Annotated in this window: 15 protein-coding genes; 10 read left to right on the top strand and 5 right to left on the bottom strand. The window is 54.9% G+C overall.

The window, feature by feature from the left end; all coding sequences use genetic code 11:
• Positions 1–442: 442 nt before the first annotated feature.
• On the bottom strand, positions 443–850 hold the full coding sequence (locus NP596_RS11680; protein ID WP_256615540.1) for a DUF2750 domain-containing protein: 408 nt from the start codon (positions 848–850) through the stop codon (positions 443–445).
• Between the two features lie 312 nt (positions 851–1,162).
• Between NP596_RS11680 and NP596_RS11685 the strand changes: the two genes are divergently transcribed.
• Positions 1,163–1,369 (top strand): hypothetical protein, encoded by a 207-nt coding sequence (locus NP596_RS11685; protein WP_256615541.1) that lies wholly within the window; start codon positions 1,163–1,165, stop codon positions 1,367–1,369.
• Positions 1,370–1,641: 272 nt separating this feature from the next.
• On the opposite strand, the gene NP596_RS11690 is transcribed toward NP596_RS11685, so the two are convergent.
• Entirely contained in the window at positions 1,642–1,971 is a 330-nt protein-coding gene (locus NP596_RS11690; RefSeq protein WP_256615542.1) for a hypothetical protein, read from the bottom strand.
• Between the two features lie 27 nt (positions 1,972–1,998).
• Here NP596_RS11690 and NP596_RS11695 point away from each other — a divergent pair, with 27 nt between their 5' ends.
• Together NP596_RS11695 and NP596_RS11700 are read left to right on the top strand one after the other, a co-directional pair.
• A complete protein-coding gene (locus tag NP596_RS11695; RefSeq protein WP_256615543.1) occupies positions 1,999–2,577 on the top strand; it encodes a YqaA family protein in 579 nt (192 codons plus the stop codon).
• A 62-nt stretch (positions 2,578–2,639) separates the two neighbouring features.
• Positions 2,640–4,283: a SulP family inorganic anion transporter gene (locus NP596_RS11700; RefSeq protein WP_256615544.1), complete on the top strand. Its 1,644-nt coding sequence runs from the start codon at positions 2,640–2,642 to the stop codon at positions 4,281–4,283.
• Positions 4,284–4,373: 90 nt separating this feature from the next.
• Here the strand turns inward: NP596_RS11700 and NP596_RS11705 are convergent, their stop codons facing one another.
• Positions 4,374–4,853 (bottom strand): peroxiredoxin, encoded by a 480-nt coding sequence (locus NP596_RS11705; protein WP_256615545.1) that lies wholly within the window; start codon positions 4,851–4,853, stop codon positions 4,374–4,376.
• A 263-nt stretch (positions 4,854–5,116) separates the two neighbouring features.
• On the opposite strand from NP596_RS11705, the gene NP596_RS11710 reads away from it, so the two are divergent.
• Genes NP596_RS11710 through NP596_RS11720 form a run of 3 tightly spaced genes read left to right on the top strand, consistent with a single transcriptional unit; the run spans position 5,117 to position 9,581 of the window.
• Positions 5,117–6,283, top strand: a complete 1,167-nt coding sequence (locus NP596_RS11710) for an efflux RND transporter periplasmic adaptor subunit (RefSeq protein ID WP_256615546.1) — start codon at positions 5,117–5,119, stop codon at positions 6,281–6,283.
• Positions 6,280–8,232 (top strand): MacB family efflux pump subunit, encoded by a 1,953-nt coding sequence (locus tag NP596_RS11715; RefSeq protein WP_256615548.1) that lies wholly within the window; start codon positions 6,280–6,282, stop codon positions 8,230–8,232. The genes NP596_RS11710 and NP596_RS11715 overlap by 4 nt, the downstream gene beginning before the upstream one ends.
• A gap of 5 nt (positions 8,233–8,237) precedes the next feature.
• Complete coding sequence (locus tag NP596_RS11720) at positions 8,238–9,581, top strand: efflux transporter outer membrane subunit (RefSeq protein WP_256615549.1); 1,344 nt, start codon at positions 8,238–8,240, stop codon at positions 9,579–9,581.
• Between the two features lie 10 nt (positions 9,582–9,591).
• On the opposite strand, the gene NP596_RS11725 is transcribed toward NP596_RS11720, so the two are convergent.
• Both NP596_RS11725 and NP596_RS11730 read right to left on the bottom strand, forming a co-directional pair.
• Entirely contained in the window at positions 9,592–10,080 is a 489-nt protein-coding gene (locus NP596_RS11725) for a TlpA family protein disulfide reductase (RefSeq protein ID WP_256615550.1), read from the bottom strand.
• Positions 10,081–10,213: 133 nt separating this feature from the next.
• Positions 10,214–11,884, bottom strand: coding sequence for a methyl-accepting chemotaxis protein (locus tag NP596_RS11730; protein WP_256615551.1), 1,671 nt, complete (start codon positions 11,882–11,884; stop codon positions 10,214–10,216).
• A gap of 487 nt (positions 11,885–12,371) precedes the next feature.
• On the opposite strand from NP596_RS11730, the gene NP596_RS11735 reads away from it, so the two are divergent.
• The 4 genes from NP596_RS11735 to NP596_RS11750 form a co-directional block, all read left to right on the top strand.
• Positions 12,372–15,962 carry an MASE3 domain-containing protein gene (locus NP596_RS11735; protein WP_256615552.1) on the top strand — a complete coding sequence of 1,197 codons (3,591 nt, stop codon included), beginning with the start codon at positions 12,372–12,374 and terminating at the stop codon, positions 15,960–15,962.
• Positions 15,963–16,014: 52 nt separating this feature from the next.
• A complete protein-coding gene (locus NP596_RS11740) occupies positions 16,015–17,508 on the top strand; it encodes a hybrid sensor histidine kinase/response regulator (RefSeq protein WP_256615553.1) in 1,494 nt (497 codons plus the stop codon).
• A 10-nt stretch (positions 17,509–17,518) separates the two neighbouring features.
• Complete coding sequence (locus NP596_RS11745) at positions 17,519–18,154, top strand: response regulator (RefSeq protein ID WP_256615554.1); 636 nt, start codon at positions 17,519–17,521, stop codon at positions 18,152–18,154.
• Between the two features lie 185 nt (positions 18,155–18,339).
• Positions 18,340–21,985, top strand: a 3,646-nt coding sequence (locus tag NP596_RS11750) for a response regulator (RefSeq protein WP_256615555.1), incomplete at its 3' end; no start/stop codon positions are given.

Consider the following 21,985-nt stretch of genomic DNA (forward strand, 5'->3'; position numbering starts at 1 on the left):
ACTCTTTGCCCAATCGTAAGTAAAGTTCCTCGGCAAGGGTTTGCTGAGTATAGTTTTTTGCTTCTCTAAGACGGCGTAAGATTTTTGTATCAAGCTTAAGTGATGGCCTACCCATATAACTCTCCCATAAAGTGTGAGAGCATAATAACCAAGAAAATAAAAGCTGCCAATACAGCAAAAAAACAGCATTTATATAATGACTTGTACTGAGGAATTGGTAATTGGCGAGCTGAAACGCTTCATATTCTTTGTAAGTTTATGGACGATGATGACAGGTAAATGTTGATAAAGAGCCATTTATACAAGGTAGAGTTGAATGATCGGAGTGGGTCGATAGCCGCCCGATCCCCGTTTTCTATATACATAGACAACCGAGGCAATTTTGCCGCAAGCAAAGGCGGAATTTGAGCCTGGGGCCAGAGTTTAGGACGGCCGGATTTAATCAATCCTCCAGCGTATACTCCCCCGAATGCATGGTGCCTTCCAGAATGGTCAGCAGGCGTTGAGGGGAGATCAGGCAACCCGCGCCCGATGTTCTGGGCATGATTTCAATCAGCACACCTTGTTGAGCCTGTTTGTTCAATGTTCGGTAGATAAAAAACTCCATGGAATCCGCGCCGGGCTTAAGGTGTTGCCAATCGCCGACCGCGGCTTCGTCGGCAAAGCGTTTGAACGGCCATACCGGCAATGTTGTCTGCGCACCGACAGTTCGGGTTATCCACTGCGGGCCGTCTTTCAAGCCCCAGACTTCATCCGTTTCCAAAATACGGTAGAGAAAATATTCCAGCAACTCTTCATCCGTCATGGTGGGGACGGCCGCATATTCGTCTTGGTAAGGTTCGTAGCGCATGGTCAGTTGTAATGTTGATGGGAAAACCAAATACCAGCAAATAACACACCACTCTTTCATTAAGCGGGTCTAAACGGCATACAGATCTTACTTACGGCTGGGTATCTGCGTGTTGGGGGCAAATTTATGAAGATTAAGGTTGGTACGGGTTTTGCGCGGTAGTTGTTTGCATTCGAAAATCAGCCGAATCGGCTGTTATTTCTGTCATTTTCGCCACATTCGCCTGGCGGAATGTCCGATCAACGACAGATGTAATAGCCGGGATGGTTCTGATTCGAAGCTTAACCCATCCCATTCAAAGAGGTATTTACCATGGCCGAGTTTTACGTCGACACCACCGCCCAAAGTAACGGCGAGCACATCGTACATAATGCAAACTGCACCCTGCTGCCGCCCAAGGAAAGCATCCGTTATTTAGGCTCTATTGCCAGCTGCAACAGCGCCTTGAAAAAAGCGGCGGAAATGTTCAAACCCGTGAATGCCTGTCCGCAGTGCGCTTCGGCTTGCCATACCGCGTGATGCTTTTTCAACCCGGAGCTGCCCGCGAGCCAGTGCCGCTCCGGGTTGAGCCTTCGCTTCAGTAATTACCTGCCGCCTGGGCAGGGATTGTCGGGCCGAGGCGGCACTCCAACCAGCCTGCGTCTGTAGGGTACCGCCGTGCCGCTGTTTAATCTGAAGGCAGCTACTTTTAGCTTAAGCCCCTCCTACCGGCAACCATCCCCGAAAATACGGGGATGTTATTTTTGACGAAACCCTTATCAGTCTAAAAGCTGCTGGCATCTGCCTCGGCGTCATGATTCGTTTTGACGGATTTCGAGGCGATCCAAAGCGTCTGTATTTTTCAAGTTAATAAATATCCGTCTGCTTGCGCGATTCCGGAGTTCGGCGTTGACTAATATTTTTGCGGCATAATGCGCGTCGTTCAGGAAATTATTGTATTTGCTATGGTTTTTTAACGGAGATGAAGGACAATATGCTGAAAAATGGGTTTGCGCAGGTGCGCGAGCACCAAGGCGGTGGCTTTTGAGCGTTAGATTGGTGTGTGTGAGCACCGCCGCTTGCGCAACGTTTATAATGTTGCGCAACCCGCGGTTGTGGGGATTTGAGAGACAAATTGTCATTAATTAAACAATACAGGTAGCTTTAGAATGTTCCAGAAACTTTATGACCGCGTCATCCTGTGGTCCAAACACCGCCATGCGTTAAAGCTTTTGTTTGCGCTCAGTTTTGCGGAATCTTCGTTTTTTCCGGTGCCGCCGGATGTGATGCTGGCGCCCATGGCGTTGGCGCAACCGAAAAATGCATTCCGGTTTGCGCTTTGGACTACGGTCGCCTCGGTGCTGGGGGGCATGTTCGGCTACGGCATCGGTTTTTTTCTGTTTGACAGCATACAGCCCTGGCTGCAAACCTCCCATTATTGGGGAGCTTATCTTGAAGCGACCGCCTGGTTCGGCGCGTGGGGATTTTGGGCCGTGCTGGTGGCTGGATTTTCGCCCATCCCCTATAAAGTCTTTACCATTGCGGCCGGTGCGTTGAATATGATTTTCATACCGTTTGTCTTGGCATCCGTACTGGGCCGGGGCGGGCGCTTCTTTCTGGTGGCCATGCTGATTGCCGCCGGCGGCGAGCGTTTGGAAAACAAACTTAGGGAATATATGGATCGATTGGGTTGGGCATTGGTGGCGCTGGTTATGATGGGCGGTGTCATATATAGCTTTGCCCGCTAAAGCCTCACCCGTTAATAAAAAGACAAGCCGTTCGCGGCAACGCAACTACCAAAGGACAACAAATGGACAATTCAGTCATGCCGGCCGCGGCTGTAAATACCCGGGATACCCTGAAAAACAGCCACCGGCGGGCCGATATGGTGGCCGGATTTCTGGTGTTTCTGATCGCCTTGCCGCTATCGCTAGGGGTAGCCGTTGCGTCCGGTTTTCCGCCCATGGCCGGTATTATTTCCGCGATTATCGGCGGTTTGCTGGTTTCAAGGATTAACGGTTCAACGCTCACCATCGTCGGGCCCGCGGCGGGGCTGATCGTGGTGATTTTCGCCTCGGTACAGAATTTGGGGCAGGGGGATATGCTGGCCGGCTATCGTTACACCCTGGCGGCGATTGTGCTTTCCGGGATATTGCAAATCGTCTTGGGGCATTTCAAGGCCGGACGCCTGGCCGCGTTCTTTCCCGCTTCGGTTGTGCATGGCATGCTGGCGGCGATAGGTATTATCATCATGACCAAGCAACTGCCGGTTATGCTGGGTTTGCAGGTCGAAACACCGGGCAACATGTTGCGGGCTATCCTGCAATTGTTGCAGGTACAGGCTTTTTTCGTACCCAAGATTGCCCTGATCGCCTTGTTTGCCTTGTGTATTTTAATCGGCTGGCCAAAACTCCAGCACCCCGTGCTCGGGAAAGTGCCGGCGCCGCTGTTGGTGATTGTGTTGGGCATCGGTTTGGGTTATCTGTTCGATTTGCGTCATTTTCATCCCGAGCCCCTGTTCAATTTGCCCGAAGCGGTTAATATCAACGGGCCGTTTTTAATCGCCATTCCGGATAGTCTTGCCGCCAGTATTTTCTTGCCGGATTTTTCCAAGGCAGCCAGTCCGGCGTTTTGGGAAAGCGTTATTTCCATCTGTCTGGTGGGTAGCTTGGAAACCCTGCTGAGCAGTGCGGCGGTGGATAAACTGGATCCCGAAAACCGCTATTCCGACTTGAACAAGGATCTGCAAGCCATTGGCATCGGCAATACGCTGTCCGGTATGATCGGCGGCTTGCCGATGATCGCCGAGATCGTGCGCAGTTCGGCAAACATCGACTATGGCGCCAAGAGCGGTTGGGCGAACTTCTGGCATGGCGGTTTTTTATTGTTGTTCGTGATGTTATTTCCGTGGCTTATCGATAGCATTCCGTTGGCATCGCTGGCTGCCTTGCTGGTTTATATCGGCTTCAGGCTGGCGTCCCCGCAAGCATTTGCCAAGACCCTGGACTTGGGCAGGGAGCAGCTGTTTATTTTTACGATAACCATCGCCGGCGTGTTGGCCGCTAATTTATTGGTGGGGGTGATGCTGGGCATCGCCGCGAAATTACTGGTTCATGTCGTCAGAGGGGTGCCGCTTAAAAATATGCTGTCCATCTCTTACCGGGTACAGCGCGAACAAAATCATAAATACCTGATAAAAATCAACGGTTCCGCTATTTTTTCCAATTTTATCGCCTTAAAAAGCGAACTGGCCATGCTGCCGCAAGGCAAGTCCATCGTGTTTGATTTGGCGGACGTCTATTTAATAGACCATACCGTAATGGATTTCATCAACGCCTACAAAGACGATTACATTGGGCGCGGCGGGCAGTGTGAAATTCATGGGTTGAGCGGGCATGCCGCCGCCAGCGGGCACCGGTTGGCGGCCCGGATCAAACAGTCCGCGGAACAATAGGGGATATGGCTGGAGCACGCCGTATAGAACCGAATGGGGGGCTTAAAACGGGAGGCGCGCATGTTGCCGGGTGGCGCCTCCCGACATCGGCTAAGCGTTCAAGCCTTTGAGCATATCCAGCACCGCTTGGGCGTGGCCTTCGTGATTGACGCCGTACATGGCTTCGATCAGCTTGCCGTCCTTGCCGATGATGAATGTGGAACGGACGATTTTCCATTTTTTGACGCCGTCTTTTTCCACTTCCTGCCAGACGCCATAACTGTCGCAAAGTTCGCCCGAAGTGTCCGCCAAAAGCTGCACGTTCAAGCCGTATTTACTGATAAAAGCCCGATGGCTTTCGCAATCGTCCTTGCTCACGCCTATCACCACGGCATCCTGCGCGGCAAACTCATCGGCCATGGCGGTAAAATCGTTGGCTTCTATGGTGCAACCGGGGGTGTCGTCCTTGGGGTAAAAATACAGCACCACGATTTTTTCATCCCGGTAATCGGACAAATAAATTCTTTGATTATCTTGATTGGTGGCGCGGAAAAAGGGCGCTTCCTGGTTTTTTTCTAATAATTGTGTCATGAATATCTCCTCTTGAATGGGATATAAAACAGCCGGCGCGGCGGATTCGTCTAAAACCGGCTGCGGTTGGCGATGCCGCCGGCCATCAGCATAATCCGGCTGGCGGATCAATGCCAGCGCGAGATGACGTGCGCCGATGAAAAACCGCATCGGCCGCGCGCGAGTCCGAGCAGCTTGCTAAGTTATCGGAGATAATAGGAGCCTTCTTATACATGTTTTAAATACAGATGGCCGGCACAAACAATAAATGGACATTTACCCCTATGCGTGGAGTATTGTTGGCGGGGCTGATATTGGCGGGGGCGGGAAGCGTTTACGTCGGCTTCGATTCTAAGCCGGGCGGCGGCAACGAACTGCGTACTCTGGAGGTTGCGCTCGGCGACATCGAAGAAAACGTCACGGCCCAGGGTAAGCTGGAACCCAAGGAATATGTGGATGTGGGGGCGCAGGTTACCGGCCAATTGCAAAAATTGCATGTCGAGATAGGCGATAATGTCAGCCCCGGACAGTTATTGGCGGAAATCGACCCGCGGGTTTATGCGGCCAGAGTGCAGGCCGATGAAGCCAATATCAAAAATCTGCAAGCCCAACTGGCGGGGCAACAGGCGCAAGTGATATTCGCCCGCCAGCAGTACGAACGTAACCGTGCATTGATGAAAAGCAAGGGCGTCAGCGAGCAGGATTTTCAAAACAGCGAATTCGATTTAAAGAAGGCCGTGGCCACGGCCGATTCCATTCAGGCGCAAATCGAGCAGGTGCAATCCACCTTGAGCGGCGACCGCGCCAATCTGGGCTTCACTAAAATATTCGCGCCCATCGACGGCACGGTCGTCACACGCACCGCGCGCGTGGGGCAAACGCTCAACGCCAATCAAACCACGCCGATGATTTTGCAAATCGCCAAGTTGGATGCGATGACGGTGCGGGCGCAAGTGGCCGAAGCCGACGTGATGCGTTTGCAACCCGGCTTGCCGGTGTATTTTACTACCTTGGGTTCCGGGGAGAGGCGTTGGCACGGCAAAGTCAGGCAGATTTTGCCTTCGCCCGAGGTGTTAAATAACGTGGTGCTTTATCACGTACTGGTCGATGTCGACAACCGCGACCGGCAACTGATGTCCGGCATGAGTACGCAAATGTTTTTCGTCTTGGGCCGTGCCGAACGGGTCGGCTTAATGCCTTTGGCGGCTTTGGGCCGCAGATTGCCGGAACAGGATAGCGACAAGGGCAAGGCTTATCTGGTCAAACAGGTGGCGGGTCAAACGGTTAACGAAAAAGTCGTGCACGTCGGCTTGCTGAATCGCCGTTTTGCCGAGGTCAGGGAGGGGGTGGCCGTCGGTGACCGCTTGTTGGCCATGACGAAGTTAGAAGATAAAGCCAAGGATAAAAAGAAAGCCGCCGGTTATCCAACCCAGGGTGTGCCGCGCCTATGACAACATCAGCCCCCCTGAGCGTCCCCTTATTGCAGCTGCGGCGCATTCGGCGCCTCTACCCCAATGGCGATACCGTGGTGCAGGCCTTGGACGATGTGTCGCTGACCGTTTGGCCGGGGGAATTCGTGGCCATTATCGGCCAGTCCGGTTCCGGTAAATCCACCTTGATGAATCTGATCGGTTGCCTGGATCAGCCCACAAGCGGACAGTACCGGGTGTTAAACCGGGAGGTGGCCGGGCTGGATGCCGATCAACTGGCCGCGTTGCGGCGGGAAACCTTTGGTTTTGTGTTTCAGCGCTATAACTTGTTGAATACCGCTTCGGCGGCCGAAAATATCGAGATTCCGGCCCTGTATGCCGGCATGCCCAAAGACCTGCGCGAAGGCCGGGCCTTGCGGCTATTGCAACAACTGGGTTTGGGCGAACGCAGCGGGCATAGGCCCATGCAGATGTCCGGCGGCCAGCAGCAACGGGTCGCCATTGCCCGTGCCTTGATGAACGATCCGCCGGTGATTTTAGCGGACGAGCCGACCGGGGCGTTGGATAGCCAAAGCGGCAAGGACGTGATGGATTTGTTGAAGCAGTTGCACGCGGAGGGGCGCACGATTTTGTTGATCACCCACGACGAACAAGTGGCCAATAACGCCCAGCGCATCATCACGATTTGCGACGGCAAAATCGTCGGCGACAGCGGCGAAACTCGCCGCGATGCGCCGGCGTCAATACCGGAACACCACGAAATCGACGCCATCGGCCTGTTGGCCGAGTTGTTGGAAGCCTCTAAAACGGCCTTGCGTTCCCTGCGGGCGAATTTGTTTCGCACCGCGCTGACCTTGCTGGGCATCATCATCGGCGTTGCGGCCGTGGTGGCCATGATGGCGGTCGGCGAAGGCAGCCAGAAAAAAGTCATGGATCAAATGAAGGCCATGGGCACCAATGTATTATCCGTCCGGCCCGGCGCCCCGGGTTTGCGCGGCAGCTCGGATGTGGCTACTTTGATACCGGCCGACGCGGAGGCGATAGCCGAACTCGATAATGTGGAGTGGGCGTCCGCCGAACGTAACGCCCGCCTGACCTTGCGCCGCGGCAATATCGATTATGCCAGCAGCGTGCAGGGCGTGGGCGCCAGCATGCCTCTGGTGCGGGATTGGCCGCTGGCGAAGGGCGATTTTTTCAGCGATGAGGACATGCGCCGCTACGCGCCCGTCACGGTGCTGGGGCAGACCGTCGCCAAGCTTTTATTTCCGGAAGGCACCGATCCATTGGGCCAATATGTGCTGGTGCAAAACATACCCTTCGAAGTGATAGGCGTGTTGGCGGCCAAGGGAGCGTCCGCCATGGGAACCGATCAGGATGACGCGGTTTTCGTGCCGCTGACTACCGGGCTGATTCGCTTGTTCGGGCAGAATTATCTCAATGGCATCACGGTGCGGGTGGCCGATGTCGCCCAAATCGACGCCACGCAACAAGCCATCAACGAATTATTGCTGGCCCGGCATCAAAGCGAGGATTTTCGTATCCGCAATATGGCGTCCATTCTGGAGTCCGCCGAAGAAACTCAAAACACCTTCACCTTGATGTTGGGTATCGTGGCGGCGATTTCGCTATTGGTGGGCGGCATCGGAGTGATGAATATCATGTTGGTCAGCGTCACCGAACGTACCCGGGAGATCGGTATCCGCATGGCTACCGGCGCCCGCCGCCGCGATATTTTGTTGCAGTTCAATACCGAGGCGGCCGTGGTATGCACGCTGGGCGGCGTGATCGGGGTGCTATTGGGATTTGCGGTGGGATTGTTGCTGCGCGGTTTCGAGATGGCGGTGGTGTTTTCGCCCTTACCGGCCATCCTGGCTTTTTCCTGCGCATTCGGCACCGGCTTGTTGTTCGGCTATTTGCCGGCCCGGAAAGCCGCCTATCTGGACCCGGTTGCGGCATTGGCGGCGGAGTAAACAGCTTGAAAACGGTATATGCATTTTACCTGCCGCTCATGTTGCTGACGGGTTGCAATCTGGTGCCGCGGTTTGAAGCGCCGCGGGTGGACACGCCAAGCGGCTGGCGCGAAAACGCCCCAAACCCTGCAGGCGAAATCGATCCGCAGTGGTGGCTGGCCTTTGGCAGCGGCGAGCTGAATCAATTGATAGAGCAAGCCTTGCGCTATAACAACGACTTGGCCGCCGCCGCGCAGCGGGTGGAACAGGCGCGGGCGCAAGCAAAAATTGCCGGAGCCGACTTATGGCCGGCGGCCGCCATGACCGGCGATTATGCCGGCACGCATAACAATTTGGGCGAAGTTCAAAAAAAATCCGGCCAGTTTACCATGGCCTATGAAGTGGACTTATGGGGCGCCAACCGGGCCCGGCGCGATGCCGGTGCCGCCAGAGCGCTAAGCGAAGTGTTCGCGCGCGATGCCTTAAAACTGGTGGTGATGGCGGATGTCGGTCAGGCCTATTTCAACCTGCTGGCTGTTCGGCAGCGCAAACGGATTGCCGACACATTCTTGCTTAATGCGACCGAGGTGTTAGCCGTAGTGGAGGCGCGTTTCCAGGCCGGAGCGGTGTCCGCTGTCGATGTGGCGCAACAACAAGCCGAAGTGGCCGGCGCCCGGGCGAATCTGGATCTGCTCATTCAGCAGCGGATACTGGCGGAAAATACCTTATCGATATTACTGGGACAAGCGCCGCAAGCGATTGACAATGCGGTGCAGTTTGCCGATATTGCCCTGCCCGGCATTCAGCCTCAACAACCCGCGACCCTGTTACGGCGCCGCCCCGATTTGCGGCGGATAGAAATGCAATTACAAGCCGCCAATGCCGAGGTCGGTATCGCGCTGGCGGCGTTTTATCCGAAACTGCGGCTTAATCTGGATACCTTACTGGCCAATCCGCAGCCCGCGGGCATGGCTATAAGCATGGCCGCCAATCTGGCGCAGCCTTTGTTTCAAGGCGGCCGCCTGGAAGGCGGATTGGCGGATGCGCGGGCCCGCAATGCGGAGTTGGCCGAGATCTATCGGCAAGCGCTTTTGACAGCCTTGAAGGAGGTGGAAGACGCGGCAGCCATTCGCGGCAATTCGCAAAGGCGCATGCAGGCCTTGGCCGAGGCGGTGGACAAGGCGGCCGAGGCCTATCGGCTGTCCGATGAACAGTACCGGGTCGGGGCCATCGATTATCAGACCCTGCTGAATACGCAGCGTAGCTTGTTATCGGCGCAGAATAATCAGGTCCAGGCCCGGTTGGATGTGTTAGTGGCGCTGGTACAACTCTACAAAGCCCTGGGCGGCGGCTGGCAAGCCGGCGGTTAAGCGGTAGCCCTTACGGTTTAATGCGGGTTATTTGGGCTTCAAGTTCTTCCGCTTTCAATGCGCCGCTTTTTGCGGTGCGGGCATGGCCGGCGGTAAAGAAATAGGTTCTGGGCAGTTCGCCATACCAGCCGGGGTCGATTTCATAACGCAGTTTTTGCGCGTCGTCGCTGCCGAAAATCCAGTTTTCCAAATCGCTTAAGGCATGCCGGGCCAGGATGTTTTTCACTTCCGGCGTCGCGCCGGGTTCGTCGGTGGAGAGCATGACGATCTTTACATCCGGGTGGTTTTGCCGAATTTGAGACAAAACGCTCATGTCTTTGATGCAGGAGGGGCAATCCACCGACCAGATGGCCAATATGAATGCTTGGCCGGCATTTTCGCGCAGAATTTGCTGATAGCTGCCGGGGTTAAACGTTTTTATAAAACTTTCTTGGGCTTGGCTGTTGCACGTCAGCAATGCCGCGAGCAAGAGCGCCTTAAGCGCGGTTCGGAATCTCATGGTGGCACCTGGTTAAAAACGCGATAGGGACTTGGCATCCTATATCCGACTCCGGGGTCGGCGCAAAGGAAGCCGCCGGAATATTTTACCTGCTTCGGAGCGGTTGGGGAGCCGCTCCGAAGGCAGGGAAGAGTTAGGTTCTAAAACTGCCGACCGTGGTGCGCAGCTGGTCGGCCAATTCCAGCAGTTCTTTGCAGGCGTCGGCGGTGTTTTTGGCGCCGACCGAGGTTTCTTCGGAAACATGGCTGATATTGCTGATGTTGCGGTTGATTTCTTCCGCAACGGCCGTTTGTTCTTCGGCGGCACTGGCAATTTGATTGTTCATGTCGTTAATCGTATCGATGCGCTGGCTGATCGAGGTGATGGAACCGCCGGCGGAGGCCGCTTGTTCGACACTGGATGCCGCCCGTTTGCGGCCATTGTCCATCACGGAAACGGCTTTTTTGGCGCGGTCTTGCAAACGCTCGATGGTTTGCTGAATTTCCAGGGTGGAGTTTTGGGTGCGGCTGGCCAGCGTTCTGACTTCGTCGGCCACCACGGCAAAGCCGCGGCCCTGTTCGCCGGCCCTGGCGGCTTCGATGGCGGCGTTCAATGCCAATAAGTTGGTTTGTTCCGCAATACCTTGGATAACTCCCAACACTTCGCCGATGCTGTTGCTGTCGTTCTCCAGCTCATGGATAACATTGGCGGCATTTTCTACTTCCGTAGCCAAGCTGTTAATGCCGTTGACGGCGTCGTTGACGATGTTTTTACCGCTGGTCGCTTCTTGGTCGGCCGTTTCGGCGGCTTCGGAAGCCTTGACCGCATTTCTGGCCACTTCTTGCACAGTCGAGGTCATTTGTTTCATGGCGTTGGCTACCAGCGTGGTTTCCTGCAATTGGCGCTCGACGCCTTTTTGCGTGGTTTGGGTGATGTTGGCCAATTTGTGCGAAGCCGTGGCGAGCTTCTCGCTGGTAACGCTGATTTCGTCAACGGTTTTGGCGATTTTTTTGACGAAGGAGTTAAAGCTGGAAGCCACCCAGGCAAATTCTGACTTGCCGGAAGCGTTCAGCCTGGCCCGCAAGTCGCCGTCGCCGCTGCAAATTTGTTGTAAATTCAGCGCCAAATCGGTCAGCGGGCCGATGATGATTTTGCCCATCACGAAATAGCCGGTAAAGCCGATTAAAAACAAGCCCAGAAATAAAAAGCCGAACGCATAGTACAACTCCGTTTTATAGCCGGCCAATGCCACGTTGAAAGGCGTAATAATTTCAAAGGCGCCGTGCAAATCCCCGGCATGACGGTTTTCCATGGGATAACCCAGCAAGTCCTTGCCTTGGTCGTTGTTCCATAACGTTACCGAGGTGGCGGGGTCGCCATGGCACAGTTCGCATTGCTTGACCATTTTCACGGGTCTGAAGTAGCGGATTTCCTGTTTTTCTTCGTCCACTATGCTGTATTCGGTTAACGAAGGATCGTTTTGAAAAATCTCCAAAACCTTGCGTTCCGTTTCGTCCGGGTTGTTTCTGGGCGGATTGCGGGGATTAAGCGCCGGCGCCTTAAAACGGAAGCCGCCTTCCCGGGCCTTGGCTTCTATGACATCCCAGGCGTTGGCGGTCGGCACGGTGGATACTATCAATTGCCGGGCCGCGGCAGGCGATTTGGTTTGGGTCAATTCCATGAGTTTTTCAGGCGTATACAGGCCTTCTTCCCATTTTTTGACCACGTTATCGCGTATGGATTCGGATACCAACAACAATTGGCGGGATGCTTCGATTTTACGATCGATCAGGTTCTGCTTTTGAGCGTTTGAGAAAGCAATCAAAACGCCGATTCCAACAATCGTAAGAACACCCATGGTTATGGCAACCACTTTTACTCCAACGGAATGCCAGTTCATCATCATCATGCGAAACTCCTGCTAACGCTTTATAAAAATTATTATTCCGAATTCTACGGCCGTATTCGGCTGAAGACAGGCGCCGAAAGTATAGCTTACAATCTATCGACTACTAACTAAAAAACTTTATCAAGTATGCGGGAAATCAAAGTTTTGTTTGTGCGCATGGGCAATATTTGCCGATAAATTTACCGCTATACAAATCAACAGGTTATAGAATACCCTCAAATCGACCCAAAAACTGCTCTATTCGATCGGCATTTCAAGCCATTCGGCGCCGATAAATCGGAAGGGCGGAAATAAAGTCTTCGGCCATGGGTATGGTTTCTGTAGAAATGCATTTTGGTCAAATGTTTATCGGTTCATCTTCCGTCTATTTCCTTTGATCAACCAACACCAAAGATTATTAAACATGCAAGACAGATTGCTGTTCAAATTCATCCTATTTGTCGGCGGCAGTCTCGTGCTGGCCTATGGCTTATTTTGGACGTTTTCGTTGCCAGAGGTCATTGAAAGTGTGATTTATCTGCCTCTACATACTGCGATGGAAGCTTTTTCCATTGTGGTCTCCTGGATGATTTTCGGGATTGCCTGGAATAATTGCGATTTGGATCGCCCACGCAATATTTACGTCTTGGGCGTTGGTTTTTTAGCGGTGGGTTTGCTGGATTTTGCCCATTTGCTGTCATATCAAGGCATGCCCGAGTGGGTAACGCCCAGCGGTCCGCGGAAGGCGATTGTGTTTTGGTTGGCGGCGCGGTTGATTTCGGTTATGGCCATGGCGGTTGCGCTCGGGGCGCCCTGGAAACAGTCTCTGTTTGGCATTGACCGCTGGCTGTGGCTGACGGTTTTTATGGCGATGACCGCCGCCGCCTACTGGGGCGAATTATTTCACTCGCAATGGATGCCGAGGTTCTGGGTGGAAGGTCATGGCCTGACGCGCGGCAAACAGGCGTTGGAATTTGTTATCGTGGTCAGCTATTTATTGATCGCGCTGGCATCCTACCATCAATTCCGGCGTAGCGAACATAGCACCATTTCCCGCAGCCTATTTCTAAGTGCCGGTTTAATGGCGGTCAGCGAGTGGTGTTTTACCGTTCATGCCAGCGTTACCGATGTTTTCGATCTATTGGGACATCTGTATAAGGTGATGGCTTACTGGTTTCTTTATCATGCCTTATTCCTGCAACTGGTGCGCGAGCCTTTTCAGAAATTGGCGCTTTCCCGGCACGAGATCTGGCTGGAAAAAGAACGCGCCGAAGTCACTTTGCAATCCATCATGGACGGTGTCATTACCACCGATGCCGAAGGTCGCATCCTCACGATGAACCCCGTGGCGTGGCAATTGACCGGTTATTCGTTGGAAGCCGCGCGCGGCCGGCCGGTATCGGAAATCATCCAGTTGGCCGATGAAACCGAGCAGTGCGCAATTATCAATCCGGTGGAGCGTTGCCTGCGGGAACAACGCGCTATTGCTTTGTCCAACCATGCTATGTTGACATCGGCTTTCGGCCAGCGATATGCAATAGAGCAATTGGCGTCGCCCGTCATCGACCGCGAGGGACGGATTATTGGCGTGGTGATGGTGTTTCGCGATGTCGGCGAGCGGCGGCGCATACAGGATCAAATCCAGGCCCAAAAACAAAGCCTGATAGAAGCGCAAGCCATTGCGCATTTGGGAAACTGGTCGTGGCATATTGCCAGCGACCGCATCGAATGCTCCGCGGAGTTTTTTCGCATTTTCGGTTGCGAGCCGAACAGCAGGGAATTCGACTATCCCACCTTTCTGTCCACCTTGCACCCGGAGGATGCGGCAAGGGTGCGGAAGGCCGTCGATAACGCGCTGTCGGGCTCCGAACCTTATGACATCGAATACCGCGTTGTTCACGGTAATGGCGCGTTGCGTCATGTACAGGCTCGGGGCAAAGTGCAACGCGATGCCGAGGGCCGGCCGGCGATGATGTTCGGCACTGTTTTGGATATTACCGAGCGCAAACTCGCCGAGGAAATCTTGCTGCGCTCCAAGCAAGAAATCGAGGATTTATACAACAATGTCCCTTGCGGTTACCATTCGCTGGACGCCGACGGTATTTTTCTGCGCGTTAATCAAACCGAGCTGGACTGGTTGGGCTACCGGCGCGACGAATTGGTCGGCAAGATGCACATTGCCCAGTTGGTATCGGCCGATACCGCCAATCTTTTTTTCAAGCATTACCCCCAGTTAAAACGCGCGGGGGTAGTTAAGGATTTGGAAATCGAATTGTTGCGCAAGGACGGCAGCATTATTGATGTTATTTTGAACGCCACGGCCATTTACGACGACGAGGGGCATTTTGTCGCCAGCCGTTCGACGATAACCGACATCAGCAAACAACGCCAAGCGCAGCGGGTGTTGGCTAAGCATGCGGCCGAACTACGCCACGCGCAAACCATCGCCCATGTCGGCAGCTGGCAATGGAATATCGCCGGCGATACGCAGACTTGGTCCGAGGAAACGTATCGTATTTTCGGGCTAGCGGCGGAAACGCAACATTCCGGCTCCCAAGGCCTTGCCGAACAGGTGGTATCTCCCGGTTACCAACGCTTCATTGATCTGGTTGTGCCGGAAGATCGTCAAATGATCGTCGAATGCGTCAACACGGCACTTAAAAGTAGCGCCCCCTATTTTGCCGAGTTTCGCATCCAAAGGCCGGATGGCGAAGTTCACCATATCGTTTCTCGGGCCGAGGTGTTGCGCAGCGCGACGGGCGAGCCGTTGGCCATGATGGGCACCAACCTCGATATTACCGAGCGTAAACAAACCGAGTTGGCCTTAAGGCTGAGCGAAGCCGAGCAGCGGCGCCAGATTGAAATGCAAACGGCGATCATCGATGCCTTGCCGGTCAATCTGGCCCTGCTGGACAGCGATGGGCTGATTGTCGCCGTCAACCAGCGTTGGCGGGATTTTGCCGGCGATAACGGCAGGCCCGGCCAAGCCAGCGACGTCGGCACCAATTACCTGGCCGTCTGCCAATCCCTGACCGGTGACGGCAGCGATGCACTGTCGGCTCTCAATGGCTTGCGCGGTGTACTGAACGGCGATGACGAACGATTCATCATGGAATATCCCTGTCATTCGCCCAAGCAACAATGCTGGTTTCGCATGCTGGTGGCGCCCCTATCGTTTCGCGAGCGGCTGGGCGCCGTGGTGATCCACCTCGACATCACCGAAAGCCGGCAGCACCAAATCGAAATAGAAGTCTTGAACCAGCAGCTGGAGCAGCGTGTCGCCGAGCGAACCAGTCAGTTGCAGGCCGCCAATAAAGAACTCGAAGCCTTCAGTTATTCGGTATCGCACGATTTGCGCGCGCCATTGCACATCATCAGCGGATTTGCCCAACTCTTGCTGGACGATCCTGGTATCGAGTTGCCGGAAAATGCTCGCCAGCAGTTGCAGCGCATCATGAACGGCGCGCTGCGCATGGGAGAATTAATCAACAATTTGCTGCAACTTTCGCGAGTGGGGCGCGGCGAATTGCATATCGGCCCCGTCGATCTGAGCCGAATGGCGAACGACATTCTGGCCGAGTTGCGGCGCGAAACGCCGGAACGGCAAGCCCGGTTCAATGTGATGCCCGGCCTCACGGTCGATGGCGATAGCCATTTGCTGAGAATCGCGCTGGAAAACCTGCTGGGTAACGCCTGGAAATTCAGCCGCCGGCAAACCTTGACCGAGATAGCGTTCGGCGGGCGGCAAGAGAACCGTGGCATGATTTATTATGTTCGCGATAACGGGGCGGGGTTCAACAAAAAATACGCTTACAAATTATTCAACGCCTTTCAACGCCTGCACAGCGAGGATGAATTCGAAGGTACCGGTATAGGCTTGGCCACGGTAAAACGGATCGTCTTGTGCCATGGTGGTAAAATTTGGGCGGATAGCGAACCCGGCGCGGGCACTACATTCTTCTTTCAACTCCATTGCGCCAATAACCATAAAAACGGGGAAACACAGTGCGAATAAAACAGCTAATCCTTGAAGCATCCCATGTTAACGAACCGGCCGGTCGTTGTGCATGCGCGTGAGAGAACATGAAAAACCGCTGTCGATTCTGTTGGTGGAAGACAGCGCCAATGACGAAGCCTTGTTGGTGTCCATATTGGAACGTGAAGGACTGCGTTTTACCCATAACAGGGTTTTCAACGCCGAGGGGTTCATGGCCCAGCTTGAACGAGGCGGCTGGGATCTGGTTATTTCGGACTACAACCTACCGGCCTTCAGTGCCGAGGATGTGTTGGAAATCCTGAGCGCTCACGCGGACGACATGCCCTGCATCATCATTTCCGGCTTCATTGGCGAGGAAACCGCCGTGGCGCTGATGAAGGCCGGCGCTTGCGATTTCGTGCCCAAAAGCAATTTGTCGCGCTTGGTTCCGGCCATTCGCCGCGAAGCGGCCGAAGCCGCCATGCGGCGGGAGAAGCGCAGCATCCAAAAATCCCTGGATCACAAGGAAATGCTGTTGTCCAGCATCATCTTGACATTGGGCGAAGGACTGGTGGTGACCGATGAGTACGGCGAGGTGCTGTTCATCAACCCGGAAGCCGAGCGCCTATTGGGTTGGCGCCAGGATGAAGTGATTGGCCGCAATCTGCACGACACGATTCATTTTCAGCAAGTTGACGGTAGCAGTTATCCGCAACAGGAATGCCTGATCGATCAATTTACCCGGCAAGGCGCTTCCTACCGTTCCGATAACGAAATCTTCGTGCGCAAGGACGGCAGCCGCTTTGATGCGGCCTGTATCGCCACGCCGGTGGTTGAAGAGGGCAGGGTGGTGTCCATCATTACCGCCTTTCAGGACGTCAGCCTCCGCAAGCAAGCGGAACGCGAGCTTCTCGAATCGCGGCAACAATACCGGGCGCTATCCAATTTTTTGCAGACGGTGCGCGAAGAGGAAAGAACCCGTATTGCCCGCGAATTGCACGACGAGCTGGGCCAGGCGTTGACCGCGCTGAAGATGGATGCCTCCTGGATTATGCATCGCTTGACCGAACAGCAGCCCGAGTTAGTTGTCAAAACCGACAAAATGCTGTCTTTGATCGACTCCACGGTGGATTCGATGCGCCGCATCGCCGCCAATTTGCGTCCCGGATTGCTCGACGACCTGGGTCTGGCCGCCGCCGCCGAATGGTTGCTGGACGAATGCCGGGAGCGCACCGGCATCCGCTACGTACTGAATATTGGCGAAGAGGATTTTGCACTGGACGCCAGTCTCAGCACCACGATATTCCGCATCCTGCAAGAAGCCGTGACCAACGTGACGCGGCATGCCAAGGCCAAGGCCATTGAGGTCGAATTGCGCGGCGAAGGCGATGAGATGGTGTTGGTCGTTTCCGACGACGGTATCGGTTTTGATCCGCAAATGCTGTCCATTCAGCGCAAATCGTTCGGTTTGCTGGGTATGCGCGAGCGTGTCAAGTCGCTGGGCGGCCAGTTTGAACTGAGCAGCCGGCCGGGGCATGGCACTCAATTGCGGATTCATCTTCCAATAACAGCCGACCAAGCATAGGAAAACAAGCATGATCAAGGTGTTGTTGGTCGACGACCATACTATTTTACGCGACGGTTTGAAACAGATATTGGCTGACACCGACGATATTCAAGCGGTGGACGAAGCCGCCGACGGCCATGAGGCCATAAGGAAAATTCAGGCGCTGGCGCTCGATGCGGTCATTATGGACATGTCGATGCCCGGCCGTAGCGGTCTGGAACTGCTCAAACAAATCAAGCTCGAAAAACCCAAATTGCCGGTATTGATACTTAGCATGCACAGCGAGGAGCAATACGCGGTGCGCGCCTACCGGGCCGGCGCCGCCGGGTACCTGACCAAGGACAGCGCCTCGACCCTGCTGGTTTCGGCCATTCGCAAGGTCGCCAATGGCGGCATTTTCATCAGTCCGAATTCCGCCGAGCGCATGGCGCAGGAATTCAATCTTGCCCGGCAAGCGGACAATCTGCCTCACACCTCGCTCTCCAATCGTGAATTTCAGGTTTTTCACTTACTGGTCAATGGCAAGGGCTTGACGGAAATTGCCAACCAGTTGTCGTTGAGCGTCAAAACCGTCAGTACCCATAAAACCCATATTTTGCAAAAAATGCACATGACCAATACTTCGGAACTGATCCGTTACGCGATGAAGCGCGATTTGCTGTAAGGCCGTCGCGGCCGCGGTTTGCGGATGGGCTGGGGATTTATCGGCCCATCCCTTGTTATTGTCGCGTTCTGGAGGCCTTTTCGTCATAACCCCGCCATTTGTCCTACTGGCTTTTACGCAATATTCCGATGGCGGCGGTTTATAATTAACAGCCTTACGACTTTTGCTACCAAAAGGAACCGGTATTGAAAACTATCCCGCTACGTTTGAAATCGTCGCTGTTCTACAATGTCCGCCGGCTGATCTTGTTGCTGGCTGTTTGTGTTGCGCTGGGCGCCGCCTGTCTGGTCGGGCGGCACAAGCACGAACAACAATTGACGCGTTTCATCGCCGAACTTGAAACCGCCTCCCAGCGCAATATCGCGCAAGTTGCCACCGATATCGGCGGCTTTCGCAGTGATGTCTTATTTTTGTCGCGGGTGCCGCCGATTCCGGGCATGATTCGCGCCATGCAAAATAACGGCTTCGATGTCTTGGAAAACGAAGCGGTCCAAACTTGGCAGCGGCGGATGCAACAGATTTTCGCCGCTTTTTTACAAGCCAATCACCACTATTACCAGGTTTGTTTCATCGGCGTTGCCGACGGCGGCCGGGAGTTGGTGAAAGTGGAGCGGCGCGACGGCGCGGTGGTTATTTCCGCGGACGGCGATCTGGCGCAAAAGAGCGGCAGCGGCTACCTGCGTGATGCGTCCAGTCTGAAAGCCGGCCAGACTTATCTGTCGCCTTTCGAGCGGAACCGGGAACAAGGCGAGTCGGCGCGGCCCGGGATGCATACGTTTCGCGCCGTCACGCCGGTATTCGACGCCGCCGGCCGGCTGTTCGGCGTGGTGGCGGTTAGCCTGGACGCCGATCAATTGTTGAGCCCGTTGCTGGACGGCATGCCAGCCGATATTCTCGGCTATGTCGCCGATGAGCAAGGTTACTATCTGCTGCATCCGGACGTTTCGCGCACCTACGGTTTCGAGCGCGGCCAAGCTTATCGTTTGCAAAGCGATTTCCCGGCGATCCGGCTCGAAGCCGTCGGCGAGCGGACGCGTCTGCAAACGGTTTTCGCCGAACAGGGCGACCTGCATGTTGTGGCCAGGCAATTCCATTTCGATTCCAGCCGCCCCGAACGTTTTCTCACCGTGGCGTTGGCGTTGCCGGAAAGCATCGTTAGCGCCGAGGTCAACGCGGCGGTGCAAACCAGCTATAAAATCATTCTGGCCGCCGCCTTGCTGGTATTGGTGTTGATCGAACTCACGCTGAACCGCCTGTTTAAGCCCTTGCAAAAACTGGCCCGTGCCGCCCGGGAAATTGCCGAGGGCTGTTTCGACGGTAAACTGCCGCGGAGTAAGGATAGGGAAGTCGCCGAGTTGATTGCGGCATTCGACGCCATGCTGTCGCAACTGCGCGCGCGGGAACGGGATTTGGAGCGTCGCGTGGAAAAACGCACCGCCGAACTCAAGCTCAATCAGCATTGGCTGCAATCGATGGCCAACAATATCGATGGCTTTGTCAGTATCATGCTGGATCCGAACGGCCGTATCGTTTCCTGGAACGAAGGCGCGCAACGGCTCTTGGGATATTGCGCCGACGACATTATCGGTCAAGACCTTACCTGTTTTTTTACCCCGGAAGACGTCGCGGCGGGCTTGCCGGATAGCCTTCTGGAAAATGCGCGGCAATACGGTTCTCATGAGCACGAAGGTTGGCGGCTGCGCAAGGATGGTTCGCGCTTTTATGTCGACGCCATTATTTCCGCGGTTCGCGATGAACACAATGCCATTGCGGGTTTCATCAAAGTCGAGCGCGATATTTCCGAACGTTATTTGTCCGAACACCGCCTGAAAACCATTATTCAGTCGGCGCCGATTCCCTTGTTGATGGCCAATGCCGAAGGCGAAATCGTTCTGGCCAATCAACGGGCCGAACGCTTGTTCGGCTATCGGGATGATGAGTTGATCGGCCGTCCTGTCGAAATCCTGATGCCGGCGCGCTTCCAGCACGCGCATGTGAACAAGCGCGATAACTATATGGATGCGCCGGTGTCCAGACCCATGGGGGCGGGTAGCGAACTGCTGGGTATTCGCAAGGACGGCGTGGAATTTCCGCTGGAAGTGGGGTTGGGGGCGTTGAGCGTCGGCAATGAAAATTTGGTGATCGCGACCATTAGCGACATTACCGAGCGCAAGCACAGCGAAGCGCTGTTGATCGAGGCCAAACGCAAGTCCGACGCCGCCAGCCAGGCCAAAAGCGATTTTCTAGCCAATATGAGCCATGAGATTCGCACGCCGATGAATGCCGTTATCGGCCTGACGCAACTGACGCTGGATACCGAATTGACGCCGAAACAGCGCGATCATCTCGACAAGGTTTACAAGTCCTCGCAGGCGCTGCTGACCATCCTCGACGACATTCTCGACTACTCGAAAATCGAGGCCGGCAAACTCAAGATGGAACAACTCGAATTTTCCCTCGATGAGGTTTTAACGGCTACCAGCGATTTGTTTGCGGCCAAAATCGCCGGTAAAAGTCTGGAGCTGTTCGTGGAAATCGATCCCGCCATTCGGCGCAGCCTGATCGGCGATCCGCTAAGATTGGGACAAGTGCTGAATAATCTGGTCGGCAATGCCGTCAAATTTACCGAACAGGGCGAGATCCACGTGCGGGTCGATCTGCTCGGCGGCGACGAGCAGCGCATGAATCTGCGTTTCGCGGTGCGGGATACCGGCATCGGCATGGATAAGACCCAGGCCAGCGGGTTGTTTTCCGCGTTCAGCCAGGCCGATACCTCAATTACCCGCAAATACGGCGGCACTGGCCTGGGATTGGCGATTTGCAAGCGCCTGGTCGGTATGATGGACGGCGAGTGCACGGTTTCCAGCGCGCTGGGAAAGGGTAGTACCTTTGCTTTTACGGCCAGCTTCGGGGTAGGAGGCGCTCAGGCCGTTTCGCAGTTGCAGGATCAGCTGCGCTCCATGCGCGTGTTGGTGGTGGACGATCAGGAAACTTCGCTGCTAATCCTGGAACATTATCTCGAAGCCTGGCAGTTCGATGTCACCGGCAGCAACTCCGCCGCGGACGCCCTGGAACTGATTTATCTGGCCGAACGCGAGGGCCGCGGCTATGAAGTGATGCTGATCGACTGGAAAATGCCGAATATGGATGGCCTGGCGTTGGTGAACGCCATTCAGGCCGAGGTCGAGTCAGGCCGGATACGCTATGCGCCGGCGGTCATCATGGTAACCGCTTACGATAAGGAGGCTTTACTGCGGCAAGCCGCGGAGCATGCGCCGTTCAAATCCATTTTGATCAAGCCGGTGACGCAGACCGGTTTGTTCCATAGTCTGCTGCAAATTCAACAGCCGGATGTGGTTCGGCAAATTACCCAGCAGGAACGGCGCTTTGATCTGTTGGACATGGCGGCACCGATTCGCGGCGCGCATATTTTGTTGGTCGAGGATAATCGCATCAATCAGGAAGTGGCCCGGGCCATTCTCGATAAGGCCGGCCTGAGGACGACGGTGGCCAATCATGGCGGCGAAGCAGTTGAATATGTCGGTAAACAAGCCTTTGATGCGGTATTAATGGATCTACAGATGCCGATCATGGATGGCCTCATGGCAACTCGCTTGATCCGGGCGTTGCCGCAAGGCAAGACCGTGCCCATCATTGCCTTGAGCGCCGCGGCGATGCTGCGGGACAAGCAGGCTGGCGAACAGGCAGGCATGAACGACCACATTGCCAAACCCATCGATCAACAGCAATTGATCGCCGCGCTGGTGAAATATGTTCAACTGCCGTTGGCGGCCGGCGGCGTGGTATCCGGCCGACTCGGCGCCGGCGAGC

The organism is Methylomonas rivi, from assembly GCF_024505165.1.
GTDB lineage: Bacteria > Pseudomonadota > Gammaproteobacteria > Methylococcales > Methylomonadaceae > Methylomonas > Methylomonas rivi.

Bases quoted from the DNA above. Each gene is read 5' to 3' on its own strand.
- NP596_RS11685 (WP_256615541.1), top strand. From the start codon at position 1,163: ATGGCCGAGTTTTACGTCGACACCACCGCCCAAAGTAACGGCGAGCAC.
- NP596_RS11705 (WP_256615545.1), bottom strand. From the start codon at position 4,853: ATGACACAATTATTAGAAAAAAACCAGGAAGCGCCCTTTTTCCGCGCC.
- NP596_RS11735 (WP_256615552.1), top strand. From the start codon at position 12,372: ATGCAAGACAGATTGCTGTTCAAATTCATCCTATTTGTCGGCGGCAGT.
- NP596_RS11690 (WP_256615542.1), bottom strand. From the start codon at position 1,971: ATGACAATTTGTCTCTCAAATCCCCACAACCGCGGGTTGCGCAACATT.
- NP596_RS11715 (WP_256615548.1), top strand. From the start codon at position 6,280: ATGACAACATCAGCCCCCCTGAGCGTCCCCTTATTGCAGCTGCGGCGC.
- NP596_RS11745 (WP_256615554.1), top strand. From the start codon at position 17,519: ATGATCAAGGTGTTGTTGGTCGACGACCATACTATTTTACGCGACGGT.
- NP596_RS11725 (WP_256615550.1), bottom strand. From the start codon at position 10,080: ATGAGATTCCGAACCGCGCTTAAGGCGCTCTTGCTCGCGGCATTGCTG.
- NP596_RS11695 (WP_256615543.1), top strand. From the start codon at position 1,999: ATGTTCCAGAAACTTTATGACCGCGTCATCCTGTGGTCCAAACACCGC.
- NP596_RS11700 (WP_256615544.1), top strand. From the start codon at position 2,640: ATGGACAATTCAGTCATGCCGGCCGCGGCTGTAAATACCCGGGATACC.
- NP596_RS11740 (WP_256615553.1), top strand. From the start codon at position 16,015: ATGCGCGTGAGAGAACATGAAAAACCGCTGTCGATTCTGTTGGTGGAA.
- NP596_RS11680 (WP_256615540.1), bottom strand. From the start codon at position 850: ATGCGCTACGAACCTTACCAAGACGAATATGCGGCCGTCCCCACCATG.
- NP596_RS11710 (WP_256615546.1), top strand. From the start codon at position 5,117: ATGCGTGGAGTATTGTTGGCGGGGCTGATATTGGCGGGGGCGGGAAGC.